This window comes from Flavobacterium sp. W22_SRS_FK3, from assembly GCF_052113665.1.
GTDB lineage: Bacteria > Bacteroidota > Bacteroidia > Flavobacteriales > Flavobacteriaceae > Flavobacterium.
In genome coordinates this window covers 70407-88348 of record NZ_JBGQOF010000003.1, presented here as the reverse complement: position 1 = coordinate 88348, position 17942 = coordinate 70407, and the positions used below count along the sequence as shown (strand labels likewise).

General features: G+C 32.9%; 16 protein-coding genes. 11 read left to right on the top strand and 5 right to left on the bottom strand.

The genetic code is table 11. The features are described 5' to 3' along the window. Positions 1-24: 24 nt before the first annotated feature. Positions 25-1176: a FecR family protein gene (locus tag ACEN2I_RS03640; RefSeq protein WP_441764761.1), complete on the bottom strand. Its 1152-nt coding sequence runs from the start codon at positions 1174-1176 to the stop codon at positions 25-27. A gap of 292 nt (positions 1177-1468) precedes the next feature. On the opposite strand from ACEN2I_RS03640, the gene ACEN2I_RS03635 reads away from it, so the two are divergent. The 7 genes from ACEN2I_RS03635 to ACEN2I_RS03605 all read left to right on the top strand — a co-directional run bounded on the left by ACEN2I_RS03635 (position 1469) and on the right by ACEN2I_RS03605 (position 10118). Next, a complete protein-coding gene (locus ACEN2I_RS03635; protein ID WP_441764760.1) occupies positions 1469-2080 on the top strand; it encodes an RNA polymerase sigma factor in 612 nt (203 codons plus the stop codon). Positions 2081-2240: 160 nt separating this feature from the next. Then, entirely contained in the window at positions 2241-3521 is a 1281-nt protein-coding gene (locus ACEN2I_RS03630) for an acetyl-CoA C-acetyltransferase (protein WP_441764759.1), read from the top strand. Positions 3522-3723: 202 nt separating this feature from the next. Then, positions 3724-4077 (top strand): hypothetical protein, encoded by a 354-nt coding sequence (locus ACEN2I_RS03625; protein ID WP_441764758.1) that lies wholly within the window; start codon positions 3724-3726, stop codon positions 4075-4077. A 222-nt stretch (positions 4078-4299) separates the two neighbouring features. After that, on the top strand, positions 4300-4995 hold the full coding sequence (locus ACEN2I_RS03620; protein WP_441764757.1) for an ABC transporter ATP-binding protein: 696 nt from the start codon (positions 4300-4302) through the stop codon (positions 4993-4995). A gap of 27 nt (positions 4996-5022) precedes the next feature. Further along, positions 5023-7320: a TonB-dependent siderophore receptor gene (locus tag ACEN2I_RS03615; RefSeq protein ID WP_441764756.1), complete on the top strand. Its 2298-nt coding sequence runs from the start codon at positions 5023-5025 to the stop codon at positions 7318-7320. A 7-nt stretch (positions 7321-7327) separates the two neighbouring features. After that, the gene (locus ACEN2I_RS03610) at positions 7328-8764 is read left to right on the top strand and encodes an ABC transporter permease (RefSeq protein WP_441764755.1); all 1437 of its coding nucleotides are present in this window, start codon (positions 7328-7330) and stop codon (positions 8762-8764) included. Position 8765: 1 nt separating this feature from the next. After that, positions 8766-10118: a DUF3526 domain-containing protein gene (locus tag ACEN2I_RS03605; protein ID WP_441764754.1), complete on the top strand. Its 1353-nt coding sequence runs from the start codon at positions 8766-8768 to the stop codon at positions 10116-10118. Positions 10119-10195: 77 nt separating this feature from the next. Here the strand turns inward: ACEN2I_RS03605 and ACEN2I_RS03600 are convergent, their stop codons facing one another. Both ACEN2I_RS03600 and ACEN2I_RS03595 read right to left on the bottom strand, forming a co-directional pair. Then, entirely contained in the window at positions 10196-10501 is a 306-nt protein-coding gene (locus tag ACEN2I_RS03600; RefSeq protein WP_441764753.1) for a hypothetical protein, read from the bottom strand. 226 nt (positions 10502-10727) lie between these two features. Then, positions 10728-11429 carry a leucine-rich repeat domain-containing protein gene (locus tag ACEN2I_RS03595; RefSeq protein WP_441764752.1) on the bottom strand — a complete coding sequence of 234 codons (702 nt, stop codon included), beginning with the start codon at positions 11427-11429 and terminating at the stop codon, positions 10728-10730. Positions 11430-11599: 170 nt separating this feature from the next. Between ACEN2I_RS03595 and ACEN2I_RS03590 the strand changes: the two genes are divergently transcribed. Further along, a complete protein-coding gene (locus tag ACEN2I_RS03590; protein ID WP_441764751.1) occupies positions 11600-12088 on the top strand; it encodes a DUF1761 domain-containing protein in 489 nt (162 codons plus the stop codon). Positions 12089-12203: 115 nt separating this feature from the next. Beyond that, the gene (locus ACEN2I_RS03585; RefSeq protein ID WP_441764750.1) at positions 12204-13349 is read left to right on the top strand and encodes a peptidogalycan biosysnthesis protein; all 1146 of its coding nucleotides are present in this window, start codon (positions 12204-12206) and stop codon (positions 13347-13349) included. 10 nt (positions 13350-13359) lie between these two features. Here ACEN2I_RS03585 and ACEN2I_RS03580 read toward each other — a convergent pair whose 3' ends face one another. Beyond that, a complete protein-coding gene (locus tag ACEN2I_RS03580) occupies positions 13360-14229 on the bottom strand; it encodes a diacylglycerol/lipid kinase family protein (RefSeq protein WP_441764749.1) in 870 nt (289 codons plus the stop codon). Positions 14230-14292: 63 nt separating this feature from the next. On the opposite strand from ACEN2I_RS03580, the gene ACEN2I_RS03575 reads away from it, so the two are divergent. After that, positions 14293-15255, top strand: a complete 963-nt coding sequence (locus tag ACEN2I_RS03575) for an App1 family protein (RefSeq protein ID WP_441764748.1) — start codon at positions 14293-14295, stop codon at positions 15253-15255. Positions 15256-15537: 282 nt separating this feature from the next. On the opposite strand, the gene ACEN2I_RS03570 is transcribed toward ACEN2I_RS03575, so the two are convergent. Continuing rightward, a complete protein-coding gene (locus tag ACEN2I_RS03570; RefSeq protein ID WP_441764747.1) occupies positions 15538-17451 on the bottom strand; it encodes an ABC-F family ATP-binding cassette domain-containing protein in 1914 nt (637 codons plus the stop codon). 106 nt (positions 17452-17557) lie between these two features. Between ACEN2I_RS03570 and ACEN2I_RS03565 the strand changes: the two genes are divergently transcribed. Then, positions 17558-17941, top strand: a complete 384-nt coding sequence (locus tag ACEN2I_RS03565; RefSeq protein WP_441764746.1) for a DUF983 domain-containing protein — start codon at positions 17558-17560, stop codon at positions 17939-17941. The last annotated feature ends 1 nt before the right edge of the window (position 17942 follow it).

Here is a 17942-nt window from a genome sequence, read left to right as displayed (position 1 = left end):
TTTGTTACATAGGCGTAATAATTGTTAATTTATAATAATTTTATCTCTGTTGATCGTATAATCAATTTTATAACTGTCACTAAAATATTTCAGGACAACTTCAATTGGTTCATTATCAAAACGGGCATTAAAAATTTCTCTTCCTAGCATTTTATTTCTGTTGATGAAAGTCAGATTATAGTGACGTTCCAGTTTTTTGATAATTTCGCTAAATGAAGCATTTTTAAATACCAAACTTCCTTTTATCCAGGCCGTATAATAATCTGTATTGACTTCTTCTATAGTAAATGCAGACTTTCCTTTAGCATTTGAGCCTCTTAAACCCGGCTTTAAATACACCTGATTTTCATTTGTTTTCTGACCTTTGTAAAGTAAAACTTTACCTTCAACCAACACAATATCAGTACTTGAATTCTCCAGATAAGTATCTACGTTAAACCTGGTTCCCAAGACCTCAACACTTACTTCCTGTGCATTTACCGTAAACGGATGCGCCTTGTCTTTCGCTACATCAAAATAAGCTTCCCCTGTCAATTGTACCTTTCTGCCTTGGCTTTTCAGGAACTGTACCGGATAGGTCAATTGAGTTCCTGAGTTTAGATGCACAATAGTACCGTCTGATAACTGTACTTCAAATTTTTTACCATACGGAATTTTAATCGTATTGTAAGTCAATTTTCCTTCAGCATACGCTTTGTTATATACTAATCTGTTTTTTTCCTGTCTTCCAATTATCTTTCCATCCTTATCCGCTATATTTCTTGTATCAGCAGTATCAATTGTTTCTTCTGATTTATTTTCTAATTGCAGTACAATTTCATCCTGCCTCGGAATAATGACATTTTGTCTTTGCTGAATTACGTTCGAATTTTTATAAAAATAGAACCCGCCAAAAACAACCACTAAAATCGCCGCATATTTATAATAAGAAGAAAATCTTCTTTTATAAAAAACAGTATTCTCTCTCTGAATCCTTTCTGAAATCTGCTTTTTAACTTCTGCAGAATCAAAACTATTTACAGCTGTATCAATTGCGTAATTGGTTTTTATAAAATCCCGAAATACAATTTGATTTCCTTCATCTTTCAACCATTCTGTCAGCGTTTCAATTTCATCCTGACTTGCCTGATTTGTGATAAATTTCACAATTAATCGTTCTGACTTTTTTATTGTCATTTTATCTCTTTTTAATATTATTACGAAGCTAAAAAACAAAACCCTAACAATTTGATAAAGTTTTTTTCATTTTACTGATTTTTTTTATTTTTTACACGGTTTTTCTTTCAACAGAAAAATTATAAACCATATTTATTTTATAGAATTAATATGTTTATGACTTTATATTTGTCTTTTTTATCTCTTCTTATTTGTAATAAAATTCAAATAGAAAGTCAAAAAATGAGATGTTTTTAAGAAATACGACATATTATTTAGACCTCAAAAATTATAAATTTATATATTTGTTTTTATGAAAACCGATGATTACAGCGATAACCATGCTCTAATTGAATCTCTTAAAAATGGAGATGAAAAAGCATACACCTATCTCATCGACTCTTATCACCATAAACTTTGCGTTTATGCCAACAGCCTTGTAAAGAATATTTATAGTGCCGAAGACATCGTTCAAAATGTTTTTATTAAAGTTTGGGAGCAGCGAGCTCGATTAAAATCAGATCATGCCATCAAAAGCTTCCTGTATAAATTAGTTTACAATGAGTTTATTGATTTATATCGAAAAAACCAATCTTTGTTTTCTCTTGAAAAAACGTATCATGATGCTCTAAACTCTGTTGTTCTTGAGGATGACCATGAATCTTTTCAGCGCATATTAAAGGTAGTAAATAAAGAGATTGAAAGTTTGCCGCCAAAATGCAAAGAGGTTTTTATATTAAGCAAAAGAGAAGGTCTGAGCAATATTGAAATTGCCGAACACCTTGATGTATCGATCAAAACAGTAGAAGCACAGATTACAAAAGCATTTTCTATTTTGCGCTCATCGCTTGAAGAAAGAATAAAAAACGTCCTGTTTTTATTATTCGGAAAAAAGAAAAAACCAAGATTGAAATTATTATTCTGAAGCATTAACAATATGCCATTTTTCCGGTTTTGATTACAAAATTCCATTATATGTTTTTCTACTGCTTTTCTTGAAATAATCTCACACTTATTAGGTGATAAAATTTAAGATTTCCTTCTTATCTTTATTGTTCGAAAATTTTATAAAACAAAACTCAGATATGAATACAACCAATGTCATTAGAAAAGTCGCCATTGTGGGGTATAACCGAATTCCGTTTGCAAGGGCAAATACGGCCTACGCCGAAGTTGGAAATCAGGAAATGATGACAGCTGCCTTAAACGGCCTTATTGACAAATATAACTTAAAAGGCCAGCTGTTAGGCGAAGTGGCCGGCGGTGCGGTTATTAAACATACTTATGACAATAATTTGATTCGGGAATGTGTCATGAAAACAACTCTTGACCCTGCAACTCCTGCCTGCGATTTACAGCAAGCCTGCGATACAGGAATAGAAAGTGCCATTTATATTGCTAATAAAATTGCCCTCGGACAAATCGAATCCGGAATTGCCGGAGGTGTTGATTCAATCAGTGATATGCCGATTGCTGTAAGTGAAAAACTCAGAAAAATTTTATTGAACGCCAGAAAAGCGAAATCACTAGGCGATAAAATCAAGTTGTTTTTGAAACTTCGGCCTAAAGATTTAACGCCATTAGTTCCTCGAAACGAAGAATCACAAACCGGACTTTCTATGGGTGGACATACTGAAATTACCGCAAAATATTATAAAATATCCAGAGAAGACCAGGATAATCTGGCGCTTAAAAGTCATTTGAATATGGCAAAAGCGTATGAGGAAGGTTTTTTTGATGATATGATTACTCCGTTTAGTGGACTTGCGAGAGACAATAATCTGAGAAAAGACACCAGTATAGAAAAATTAGCCAGACTAAATCCTGCTTTTGATAAAACAAACGGAACATTAACCGCTGGAAATTCAACACCACTTACAGACGGAGCTTCATGTATTCTTTTAGCTAGTGAAGAATGGGCAAAAGAACGAGGACTTCCAATTTTAGCTTATATCACTTTTGCAGAAGTCGCCGCAATTGAATACGTCAAAAACCAGCAAAATCTTTTATTAGCACCGCTATTTGCTGCCAGTAAAATGCTTGAAAAAACAGGATTGAATTTACAGGATTTTGACTATTATGAAATTCATGAAGCTTTTGCTGCTCAGGTTTTAGCAACCCTGAAAATTTGGGAAAGTCCTGAACTGAGTGCTCAAATTGGTTTAAAAAAAGCTCTGGGGCCAATCGACAGGGAAAAACTAAATGTAAAAGGAAGCAGTTTGGCAGCAGCACACCCTTTTGCTGCCACCGGAGGAAGAATTATTGGTGTAATGGCAAAACTATTAAACGAAAAAGGATCCGGAAGAGGGTTTATTTCGATTTGTGCAGCTGGCGGACAAGGAATTACAATGATTATTGAGAAATAAAAAATACTTTAAAAAAATCCAAGCTAAATGGTTATATCAACATTAAAAGACTGGTGAAATTTATATAGAAACGAAATCGCTAGAGAATAATTTGTCGTCCTAAAATAATTTTAGCTTCATTTTCAAATAAGATATCTATATTTGCAACAACGTTGCGTTTAATTACAGAATAAATCGCGATACAAGATTTCTAAAATCAAGAATGAGCAGAAAGAAAATTCTAATAATTAACCTTTTGATGTCGTTGACAGTATTGTTCGCCATGCTGTTTCAAACGATACATTCTTACGAGCATGTTTACAGGCAATTAACCGAGAAACATTGCGATCATAACTATGGCGCTCACAAAAACCAAATTACACACATTCATAGCGTAGAAAATAATTGTCCTGTTTGTCATTTTTCGTTTAGTACCTTTATTTCAAACCAACTTCATAGTTTAACTTTTCAAAAAGTAAAGCAGGTAACTTCAACTGTATTTTTCTACAAAACAGTTACGTCACCTTTTTTCAAAGGCAGCCTCTTTGCCTTAAGAGCACCTCCTGCCCTTTTTTAGTTTACTATTTTATCATTAAAAATTCAAAATTATCTTTTGTCTTATTGTAAAATAAAGACAAAAGCATACGCCTTTTATATCTTTTTTAATGTTGTTTTCTTAGTAAATAAACTTCCGGTTTTTAAATAAAATCTACCTAACCAAAGCTTTGAAAGAAGTTTTTGGCACAGGTCTTTTTTATTTTTTTTTCAGAAAAATAATTCCAAACTAAATATAATAACTATGCTCACAGCAGAAAACCTGACCAAAAAATATGGCGATCATATCGCTTTAAACGCCTTAAATTTAACCATTAAAAGAGGCGAAATCTTTGCTCTTTTAGGACAAAACGGCGCAGGAAAAACCACAACAATCAATCTGTTTTTAGGATTTATAAAACCTTCGCAGGGCGAAATTAAAATAAATGATATTTCGGTTGTAACAGATGCTGATAAAACAAAAAAAGATGTGGCCTACATTCCGGAAATGGTAATGTTATACCCAAATCTTACGGGTCTGGAAAACCTGAAATTCTTTTCTTCTCTTGCCGGATTTAAATATTCAACAGGAGAACTAACTTATTTTCTAAGCAAAGCAGGTTTGCAGGCAAAAGCTCACGACCAAAATTTAGGAGGATATTCTAAAGGAATGCGCCAAAAAGTAGGTATTGCCATTGCAATCGCTAAAAAAGCAAAAGTTTTATTACTGGATGAACCTACAAGTGGTTTAGATCCTAAAGCTTCCAACGAATTCTCTCAAATACTAAAAGAACTTTCAGCAGACGGAACCGCAATTTTAATGGCAACACACGATATTTTCAGAGCCAGAGAAGTGGCCTCGCACATCGGAATTATGAAACAGGGAAATCTTGTAACTATCATTGAAGCTGATAAAATCTCAGCCAATGAATTGGAAAATTTGTATTTACAAACGGTTTAAAAAGGAAAGATTTCCATCCACATAAAAATGAAACATATATTTATAGTACTACTATTAATCAGTTCGCAATTTGTACAATCACAAACAATTAATAAAAAAGTTCATGACAGCATCGCAAAAGATTCTATAAAAAAACTGGCTAAAATAAATGAATTGCAAACCGTTGAAATTGTAGGCCGTCCTACCAAAAAATACAACAGCGATTATTCGTTTGCAGCCACAAAAACGGCGGTATTAAACAAAGATATTCCGCAGTCTATCTCGACAGTAACCAAAGAATTAATTGCAGATAAAGCCACTTTTTACCTAGCCGATGCCATAAAAATGACAAGCAGCGTAATCCCTGCAAGTTATTACAATCAATATACGATTCGCGGAATCAGCCAAAATGAGGAAGGCCAAATCATTAACGGAATGCGCACTAGACAATATTATTTTTTACAACCGTTAACGAATAATATCGAGCGTGTTGAAGTAATAAAAGGTCCGTCGAGTGCAACTTTTTCATCTGTAGATCCGGGTGGAAGTATCAATTTGGTCACCAAAAAACCTTTGGAAACAGACCGAAAAGAAGTGAATTTAAGCGTTGGAAGTTTTAGTGCTTTCCGCGGAACTTTGGATTTTACGGGACCTTTAAACGAATCTCAAACAATTTTGTATCGTGTAAACGGTGCCTATCAGGAGGCCAAATCGTTTCGTGATTTAGTAGGCAATAAATCGTTTTTGGTTTCTCCATCGTTCAGTTATATTCCCAATGAAAAAACGGCCATTAACGCCGAATTAATTTTAAGTGATATGACTGGAATTCTGGATCGTGGACAGCCAATTTTTGGCGCCGTTGCCGGAGTAACCAATTTAAACAAAACACCAATTAGTTTAAATTTGGGTGCGCCAAATGATTTTTTTAAGTCGAGAGAAGTAATTCTGATGACCAATTTAGCGCATAAATTCACTTCAAAAATTGGTTTTAACGCCCAGTATATGAAGCAATCCTGGACAGAAAATCTTCAGGAACACAGAACTACAAATGCTTTTGCGGTCGATTTGAACAACCAGCCCGTTACAAGTTTAGCGATGATGCAGTTTGTACAGCGTCAGCAATATTGGAACGTAGACAATTTAAGCTCTTATTTAAATTTTGAATTTAAAACCGGAAAACTAAATCATAAATTACTAACCGGATACGATTTAAGCAGTTGGAACAAAACCAAAGGCGGCGGGCAAAATGCGGCAAGGGGGTATCTTTTAAACGACGGAAGTGTTGCCAATACTTTTATTCCTGCAAACGCTTCAAATTACCAAACGATAACGGTTGACGACATTGTTTTACCAAAACCCAACGTAAATTTCTTCAATTTAAACAATCCAGTTTATACGGTTCGAAGTGCCGAAGATTATACTTTGAATGTGAGAACGGCGCTTCCATCGGCATTAACAACAACCAATGCAATTTACATTCAGGACCAGATTCAGTGGGAAAGATTTACTTTTTTATTAGGCTTAAGAAATGAATGGTTTGAAGATATTACCAATTATGAAACCAACAACGAAATAACTGTAAAAAAACAAGTCTTGTTACCGCGTGTTGGCTTTACTTATACTATAAATCAAAATATTAATATTTACACAACCTATCTCGAAGGCTATCAGCCACAATCGAATACCGTTACTTTAATGCCACAAACCGGTTCTTTACCAGCCGGAAGTTTATTTGATCCGCTCGAAAGTAATTTGAAAGAAGCAGGTTTAAAAGCTACCTTTTTTGACAACACCATGAGTTTTAACGCAGCGGTTTACGAAATCAATCAGCGAAATATTCTGATGAATGCCAATGATCCTGCAAATCCTGATTTATTGGTAACAAGAGGTGCTGAAAGAAGCCGTGGTTTCGAATGTGATCTAGCAGGATATATTGCCTCTAACTGGCAAATTAACGCTTCTTACAGTTATATCGATGCTAAAATTGTCAACGATCGCGACGTTTCGTTAATTGGCGCAAGAAAACAAAACACGCCAAAAAACAGTGCTAATTTATGGACACGCTACAACTTCAATCCTGATTCTGTTATAGAAGATTTTGGAGTTGGTTTGGGAATGCAGTATCAAAGCAGCAAAATTCCATGGTTTACCCGAGATTTTACACTTCCTGATTTTACCGTTTTTGATGCAGCTGTATATTACAAACCCAACAAAGGCAATATGCAAATCGCCTTAAATGCGGGTAATATTTTCAATAAAACCTATTGGCTTGGGGCACAAAATTACCTGCGCTTATTTCCGGGTGCGCCTCGAAATGCAACGCTTACTTTAACTTATAAATTTTAAAAAAGCCATGTCTTTACACGTAGAAATTTTAATTGCAAAACACTTAAAAAATTCAGCTTTTAAGAATTCGGCTGTTTTTATAATTACCCTATTTATTGGTATTTTGCTAGCTTACGCCATTTTTTCCGGATGGAAAAATTACAAAAGTCAAAACGAAAACAGCGAAAAATACCAGCACGAATCCCGCGAAGACTGGTTAAAAAATCCGGACAAAAATCCACACAGAATGGCGCACTATGGCAATTTCGCTTTCCGCAAAAATACGCCGTTAAGTGTTTTTGAGTTTGGAATGGAACCGTTTTTTGGAAATGCCATTTTCCTTGAAGCCCACAAACAAAATACCGCCAATTTTTCTGAAGCCGGATTCTCAAATAGTATGCTTCGTTTTGGCGAAATCAGTATTGCAATGGTTTTACAAATTTTATTACCATTATTAATCTTTTTCTTCGGATTTAATTCGGTCGCAACCGAAAGAGAAAGCGGGACTTTAAAACTGCTTTTGAGCCAAGGAATTAATTGGAAACAATTATTATTAGGAAAAACCATGGGAATCGCTGCAGTTATCATGACATTGTTTCTACCAACTATCATTATCTTGGTTTTCATTTGGTTATTGCTTCAGGATTTTACTATTTCTTCAGATGAAACTTTAAAAATGATCTTGTTTATTGGGTTTCATTTTCTGTATCTGATGTTCTTTTGCGTAATCGCAGTTCTGATTTCTGCTTTAAGTAAAACCTCAAAAAAAGCGCTGATTTCCCTTATCGGAATCTGGTTGCTTTTTACGATTATTTTACCAAGAGTGACGCAGGCCGTTGGTGCTTATATTTATGAAGCGCCGTCAAAAATTCTATTTAACAGCAATGTCGAAAAAGATATTCTCAAACAAGGTGACAGTCATAATCCGAATGACGTGCATTACAAAGCGATAAAAGATTCTTTGCTCAAACTTTACAAAGTAGATTCTGTTCAGAAATTACCTTTTAATTATTCCGGTTTTGTAATGACACGGGGCGAAAAAATAAGCTCGAATATTTACAACAGACATTTGGATACTTTGCTCCATGTTTACCAAAAGCAAAACAGTTTTTCAAGAGCCATGTCACTTTTAAATCCGTATATCGCCATGAAAAACCTCTCGATGGCTTTATCCAATACCGATTATGATTCGTATATCGATTTCCAGAAACAAGCTGAAACGTATCGTTATGATATGGCGCAAAAAATGAATGCTTTACAAATTAAATACATTAGCAATGACAAAAATAAACCGGCAGTAATTGGTAAAAAGCATTGGGCAGAAGTAGCTGAATTTCATTATGATCCAAAAGGCATCTGTGCTGTTTTAAAAAATGAAATTACTTCGATCATTTCCCTTTTCCTCTGGATTAGTCTGCTATTTGTTTTCATCAAAATAGCATCAAAAAACCTTAAAGCCATTTAATATGTTAGCATTATTATTTAAGAATTTCATTCGATCAAAAGGAACAAAAATCGGATTATTGTTTCTATTTATTATCGGATTCATAAGCCTTTTAATTGGAAAACAATTTCAGGAAAAACAAACCAAAAACATAACAGAAGCAACAGTTTATCAAAAAGGACATATTGCCAGAAATGCCTCTTACCATAAAGATGAAATTGGACTTTTACTTTATTACATAAAGTTTTCTTTGATCAATAAAACGCTGCCCATTAATAGTTTGGCAATTGGGCAGCGCGATGTAAATCCGTCCATTCAAAGTGTTACAATTCGTGGCCTGGAAGCACAGAAATATGATTCGGAACTCAATAATCCGAGTAACCTTTTGTTAGGAAACATTGATTTTAGCTTTGTTCTCGTTTATCTTTTTCCGCTTTTGATTATCACTTTTACATACAATATTGTTTCTGAAGAAAAAGAAAGCGGCACCTGGAAAATTGTTGCTACGCAAACCAAAAATACTTTTTCATACATCATTAAACTATTCTGCATTAGGGTTTTAAGCTTAATTGCCATGCTGACAATTGTAATTTTAATTGCAGTTTTCTTACTCAATATTCCATTAGACAAATCGCTATTTATCTTTTACACCATTAGTGTTTTGTACATTCTATTTTGGTTTGCAGTTTGTTTCTACATTGTTTCATTGCAGAAAAATTCAAGCTTCAATGCTGTTATTTTATTGACGATCTGGCTATTTCTGATTATCATTTTGCCGGCAATAATCAACACATATATCGTAAATAAATATCCCGTTCCTGAGGCTTTAGAATTAACCGTGAAACAGAGAAATGCCTATCACGAAAAATGGGATATGGACAAGCAAACAACACTCGACAAATTCTACAAACATTATCCGCAATTTAAAAATTATGTTTTACCTGATAAGGAATTCAGCTGGCTTTGGTATTATGCTATGCAACAAATGGGAGATGATGAATCGGCAATTCAATCAAAAGAATTAGAAACAAAACTGAAACAGAGAAATAAAGCAAGTCAGACAATTGCTCAATTTATTCCCACTTTACATACTCAGATTCAGCTCAATGAAATCGCAAAATCTGATTTAGGAAATCAACTATTGTTTATGCAGAAAACGAAAGAATTTCACGAAAAAAAGCGTTTACATTTTTATCCAAAGATATTTAATAATACGGCTGTTGATCAGGAAAAATGGTCAAATTTTAAAGTTGAAACATTTAACGATATATCAAATATTAATTTTACTAACGCTTTTGTGCCTTTTCTTTTTTTCAATTTATTATTAATTTCTTTTGGCTGGATGAATTTCAGAAAAGAGAAACAAATTATTTAGGTCTCAATTAAAAGTATAAAAAAAAGACTGCCTGTTTTACAATGGCAGTCTTTTTTAGTTTTATAATTCATTACCAGTTAAGCCCTAAACAAAGCATACTTATTATAATCGTACAGCACCTTGTCATAAGGTACCAATAGTGTTTCTATTTTTTCTGAAGAGGCATCAAAACTGATTCCGTTGTACTTTTTGAATAAGTAAATTTCTTTCAGGCAATTTGATAAGCTTTGATGTATTTCTGATGTAAATAATGGTAATTGATTATCTCCTGCCAACAAATCCAATTGATAATTTGAGCTGCTTTTCGAAAGGTTATTACCAATTATTCTGATTGTAAATTTAGTAGTATGTCCGTGTTGTTTACCCTGATAATGTATTACCATGACTTTATTATTAAAGGTTAAAAATTTATTTATTTTTGACTTAAATTAGTTTGCTGTTTCAGTATTTAAAATTATGAAAAAAAAACAAAAAGCTGAAATTCCAGATATTAATTTTTTACATAAAAAAAACCGCAATAAATTACGGTTTTTCACAATTAACTAAATATATTTAATCAACTTTTTTCACGAGTAAAATTCATTCATAAGCACGATTAATTTTCTGTAACTATTGCATAATTTCTTTTTCTGTATTTATTTCTAATAAAAAAGGATTTCCATTTTTATCAAGCATTGTCATATTTAGAGAATCCAATAAAGCAATTTTTTTGGATACCGTTCCTTCAAATTGATTATAGGAAACATTCATTTCAGATAAATGCTGAAGATTTTCCAAATCCTTTGGAATTTCTCCTGTAAAACTATTATCAAATAGACTTAGGTTCTCTAAAGAATTGAAATTTCTTATTTTATTACTCAGATTCCCTGATAATTTATTATTGTTTAAAAGAAGTACTTTCAAAGTCGAGATCTCATATAAGGAAGCTGGCAATGAACCTTCTATCTCATTATTAAAAAGAGAAAAAACTTCCAGATGCTGTAAACTTCCAATATTAGAAGGTAATTCACCTGATATTTTATTATTTGAAAAATCTATAATTTTTAAATTTACAAGATCCGAAAACTCATCAGATAATTCACCTTTCAAATTATTATCCGATAAATTCAGTCCAACAACTTTACCATTATTTGTCTCAACTCCAAACCAGGTAGTTACTGATAATGCTAAATCCCATTTTACTTTCCATTCTGCCCCATTTGTTGCATGATATATTTTAACAAGAGCAGCTTTCTCTTTATCAGAAACCGTATCTGCAAATGCTGAACGTGATAAAAAAAGCATTAATAAAAAAAAGGCTGTTTTTCTCATATTACACAAATAATTTCGGTTTCAAAATTATAGGTTTAATAATTACAGGGCAAGAAATGTTAACAAAGTGTTAATAAGTTAATAGGGATTTAAAGCTCAAAAACAAAAACCTATTTCACTCTGAAATTTTAATTAAATTTGAATCAACTAATTTTAAAACCTTTATAATCATGGAAATTAATTTTATTGCTTTGCTGCTTGCTGCATTAGTAACACTTGTAGTTGGATTTATCTGGTATAATCCAAAAGTATTTGGAACTATCTGGATGAGAGAAAACAACCTTACTCAGGATCAGCTTAAATCCGGAAATATGCTCAAAATTTTTGGATTGACCTATCTGTTTTCATTGATGATCACCATGACACTGATGTCCTTAACAATTCACCAGTCAGGCGCAGTTGGAATGGTAGGGGGACCACCACTAATCGACAGTGCAAAACCATCTTTTTCTGCATTTATGGCTGATTACGGAATGGCATATCGCACCTTTAAACACGGAGCTCTTCACGGATTTATGTCTGGTTTGTTTTTTGCTTTTCCAATGATTGGAATCAATGCACTTTTCGAAAGAAAGTCATGGAAATACATCTTAATTCATGCCGGTTTTTGGACTGTATGCTTAACTTTTATGGGAGGTATTATCTGCGCATTTGCATAAAAACATAAATTAAATCCGTTTGAGCCGGAATTCAAACGGATTTTCTTAATAATAACTTAAAGAAAGTAAGTTATCCTAAATATTATCTAATTTTGAAGAAATTAGCTCAAATCTCTTGAATACAAATTATTCTTTTCAAATATATAAAAATGCTTCATTAGTTCCTTCAGAATGGAATTCACTGGCTATTGACAACATTTTTTTGACCAAAAAATATCTTGAAGTGCTAGAAAATTCTTGTCCGGTAAACATGATTTGCCATTTTATTGGAATTTTTGAAGAAAAGAAACTCGTTGGAATTGTTATAACCCAATTTTTATTTGCAGAAAAACTGGAATCCTTTGGAGAACGCGATCAGTGTTTAAAAACTTCTGTTCGAAATTTTGCCCTTAAAAATTTCGCTTCTCACGTATTATTCGTTGGTAACAACATGCTAACAGGACAAAATGCCTTTGCTTTTGATAAAAACATAAAGCAATCAAAAGCAATTAAAACACTTCATAAAGCAATTAATCAGCTTAAAAAAGATCTGAAAGCTATAGGAAGAAAAGTTCATATAACCAGCATAAAAGATTTTACAGAAAAAGAAATTGAACCCTTACAAGCTGAATTTAAAAACAATTATACATTTTCGACACAGCCCAATATGATTTTTGAAATAAATCAAAATTGGAAAACAGAACAGGATTATATTGATGCGCTATCCAAAAAATACCGCGATCAATACAAACGTTCACGAAAAAAATCTGAAGGAATCAAAAAACAAAAAATGTCTTTATCAGATATTAAAAGATATGAAGATGTTATTTATGATTTATATTTTAACGTAGCCAAAAATGCCCCTTTCAATACTTTTTTCTTAGCCCGTAATCATTTTAGCTTTTTTAAGGAAATCATGAAAGATGATTTTTTGCTGTACGGTTATTTTTTAGAGGAGAAACTAATCGGTTTTAATACCTTAATAAAAAATGGAGATGTCATGGATACTTATTTTTTAGGCTATGACGAAAATATCCAACGTGAAAAAATGTTATATTTAAACATGTTATATGACATGATTGGGTATTCTATCAAAAAAGGGTTTCAGAAAATTGTTTTCGCAAGAACTGCTCTTGAAATTAAAAGTTCTGTAGGTGCAAAACCGCTTAAAATGTATGGGCTAATTACGCATAGCAATACTCTGATCAATCATAATATTGCCCGCTTTTTTAATTATCTGGAACCCAAAACTGACTGGCAGGAACGAAATCCTTTCAAATAAAAACTAATTTTTAAGGAATCGCAATTTTTAATTGTTTGTGCAGAATGTGAATTTCCAGTGAAGTCTGAGCGCCACAATATTCTCCATCAATCTGAAAACTAACAGGATAATCTGTTTCTATCGTAGCCTTGTCTGTTGAAATAATTACAACATCATCAGTATCAATTGGCATATTACCTGTAATAATTTTTCCAATCAGTAATAAATCAAGGTTTTTTAGGATAACCAATTCAAATTTACCATCATTCGTAGCCCCATTCGGGTTAATGGTTACACCGGTTCCGTATTTTTGAGAATTGGCAATTACAATCATTCTCGCAGTATGCTCGACCGTTTTTTTATTTGCCGTGATTGTTGCAACAAATGGTTCATTAGAATCTACCAAAGTTGTGTAAGCCTGCAAGGCATAGCCCCAAAATCCCCGCAAATTACTTGCTTCATAATTTTTAACCAAATCTGCATTAAGGCCAATATCACTCAAATGGATACTTTTTTTACCATTAATACAAATCATATCCATCTCAATATAATGATGTAAAAAAGCAATTTTAAGATTTTCTTCAATTGTTGTGGGTAAATTCAAATCAACAGATAAACCGTTTGCAGAACCGGCAGGCAGAATTCCGATAATTACATCGAATTGCTCCATTGCTTCCGCTACCATTTTTATAGTTCCATCTCCTCCGGCAACTATAATTCGTTCTGGCAAATATTGATTATAAAGCGATTGTATTTCTTTTTCATCACTTCCTCCTATAGTTTCATACACTTCAAGATCAAAATGATTTGTAGCTGCAAACTCCTGAACGGCCTCAATTAAATCTGATTTATCAAGATCTCCTGAAATAGGGTTTACAACGAATATGATATTCTTTTTCAAAATTTTATTTTTAAAGTCAATTAAAATAATTAATTTACAGTCTCCTATAAAAATACACAATTAATGAAACCAATCCTACAATTATATCGAGGTTATGCTAATGAAGAAGAATTAATTGTAATGGGACATGTTTTTAAAAGAAATTATGATTATGATTTTCAGAAGAAAAACTTAAGGAACGCGCGCTCAATTGTGAATCAATTTAGGATAAGAACTCTTAAAAATTTTGATGTTTATCTTAACCTTGGAGGACAGGAAATACACACTAAAACACTGAATGACGGTTATTTTAAATTTTGTATTCCGCTTGAAAAAGAATTTAATTTTGGATGGAAAGAATATGAAGTCAGCATAAAACACGAAACAGAAATCATAACTAGCAAAGGCAGTTTTATTAGACCGCACAAAGGAAATCTTGGAATAATCTCTGATATTGACGACACTTTTTTAATTTCCCACACACATAATTTCTTTAAAAAATTATACATTCTTTTGTTTAAAAATGTAAATGACAGGAAAGTTTTTAAAGATGTTGTTCCGCATTATCAAGCTTTGAGCTCGGCTGGAAGAAACAATAAGGACGAACAAAACGCTTTTTTTTACATCTCAAGCAGTGAATGGAATCTGTATCGGTTTATTGTAAAATTCACTAAAATACATCAGTTACCAAGAGCTGTTATTTTACTTAAAGACATTAAACGTGGCATTACTGATTTTTTCATGAGCGGAAGAGGCAATCACAATCATAAATTTGATAAAATAAAGCATGTTTTAGAATTTTATCCAAATCTTAAGTATGTTCTATTGGGAGATGATTCTCAACATGATCCGTTTTTGTACGAACAAATCTGCAAAATTTTTCCTGTAACAGTAAAAGCAGTTTACATTAGACAAACCGGAAAATACCAGAAAGAAACAATAAAAAAAATTCTTAAAAACTTAGAAAATCTAGAAGTTTCTGTTTGCTATTTTAAAGACAGCAGTCAGGCCATTATGCATTCTAAGTCTATTGGGCTTATTAAATGATCTGCTACGTGAATACCTTTGTGTATGAGACTGTGTAGATTGAAACACGGATAAAACTGATCTTATTTTGCTTATAGAAAACTGTTGACTAAAACCTGCTGCCTAAATTTCAATTGAAACCGATTGTCATAGCCCAGATTAAGAGAAAAGCCCGGAACTAAAAAAACTAATTTTTCTTGCCGGAAAACAGCGACCAGCGAAAGCTCGTTTTATGGTATAGAAAAATAGTTTTTTTTGTGAGGACTTGTAACGAAAAGCTGGAAATAGCTCCTGAAAAATATCTTAAGCGTTGAAATTGTCAATCTCTTCCTGAACAATTTCCCAATCTAAAAGTAATTGATCAAGATCTGCTTTCTTTTTGTTATAGGCTGTAAAAAAAGAAGCATCTTCGATATGTTTATCGTAATTTGAAGCCAGCATTTTATCGTCGTGCTGAATGTCTTTTTCTAATTGTTTAATCTGACTTTCCACTTTACTCAATCGGTTTTGTAATGCTTTACCTTTTTTCTGATCTTCGTATGAAGTTTTATTTGTCTCTTTTGGAGCAGCCGCTTTAGCAACATCTTTTTTCTCGACTTCACGCATATTTTCAAGATTACGCTGCTCTAAGAAATAATTGATATCACCTAAATATTCTTTGATTTTCTGATCTTTGAATTCATAAACGATATTTGACATTCCCTGAAGAAAATCCCTGTCGTGAGATACCAATAATAAAGTTCCGCCAAATTTTTGAAGCGCTGCTTTCAACACATTCTTAGATTTGATATCCAGGTGATTCGTAGGTTCATCCATTAGCAAAACGTTGATTGGCTGTAATAATAATTTACAAAGTGCTAAACGGTTACGCTCTCCCCCTGAAAGTACTTTTACTTTTTTCTCTACATCATCGCCCCGGAACAAAAATGATCCTAACATGTCACGAACTTTAGAGCGGTTCGTATCCATTGCAGCATCTTCCATAGTTTGAAGTAACGTGATTTCACCATCCAGATATTCAGCCTGATTTTGAGCAAAATACCCTAATTGAACATTATGACCTAATTTAATAGTTCCTCCGTATTCAAATTCGTTTACTATAGCTTTGATGAAAGTTGATTTACCCTGACCATTTTGCCCCACAAAAGCAATTTTGCTTCCGCGTTCCACCAATAGACTAATATCTTTTAAAATGGTCTTATCACCATATGCTTTCGTAACATTTTCTGCTTCAACCACTACTCTTCCAGGTTCTTTTGAAACTGGAAAAGAAATATTCATTACCGAATTGTCGTCTTCATCAACTTCAATTCGTTCTACTTTATCTAATTTTTTAATCAACGATTGTGCCATCGAAGCTTTTGAAGCTTTTGCACGGAATTTCTCGATTAGTTTTTCTGTTTCCTCAATTTTCTTAGCCTGGTTCTTTTGAGTTGCTAATTGCTTTTCACGAATTTCATGACGCAACTCTAAATATTGAGAATACGGTTTGTTGAAATCGTATGCTTTTCCTAAAGAAATTTCAATAGTACGATTGGTAACATTATCCAAAAACATTTTATCATGCGATACAATTACAACTACTCCCGGATAATTACGAAGAAAACTCTCAAGCCATATAATACTTTCGATATCTAAGTGGTTGGTTGGCTCATCCAGAAGCAATACATCATTTGATTGCAATAATAGTTTAGCAAGCTCGATACGCATTCTCCAGCCTCCAGAAAATGTTTCAGTCTGGTTATTGAAAACTTCTCTTTTAAATCCAAGACCTAAAAGAATTTTTTCGGTATCTCCCACATAATTATAACCTCCAAGAAGCTCAAAACGATGCGTGTAATCAGATAAATCTTCTATAATCTGTCCGTATTCTTCACTTTCATAATCGGTTCTGGTAACCAATAGATGATTTATTTCTTCTAATTTTTTTTCTACAATCTTAATTTCAGTAAAAGCCTCATAAGCTTCCTCTAATACCGTTCTCCCACGTTCAAAATCAATATCCTGACGTAAAAATCCCATTCTGATATCTTTCTCCTGAGAAATAACTCCTGAATCAGGAGCAAAATCTCTTGCTAACATTTTAAGCATTGTCGATTTACCAGCTCCGTTTTTACCAACAAGACCAACGCGGTCTCCCGCACCTAAACGAAAAGTAACTTCTTCAAATAAATATGTTCCACCAAAAGAAACCGAAAGATTGTGTATATTAAGCATTAAATTATGATTTAACCTCTAAAGTTTCAAGTTTTTGAACCTCAAACAGAGAATGAAAATTGTAAATTTGTACTACCGAAATAATAGTAAACTAATTTTTTTGCAAATGTTAAAAAAAGGATCCAAACTAAATAGTATTTTAACAGGAAGTTGTCCAAAATGTCAAAATGAGAGCATGTATTCAGACAAAAATCCGCTTCATCTGAGTAAAGTTCTCAAAATGAACGAAAATTGTAGTCATTGCGGATTGAAATACCAATTAGAACCTTCATTTTTTTATGGTGCCATGTATGTAAGTTACGGACTAAATGTCGCTGTAGGAATTGCAGCTTTTATTGTGTCATTTGTGTTTTTTGGAGCCAGTATCGGTTACGCTTTTATATCTATAATTGTAACCTTAATTCTTCTGCTTCCTTTTATTTTAAGATTATCAAGAAACATTTACATCAATATGTTCGTTTCTTATGATCCATACGCCGGAAAAAAATAAT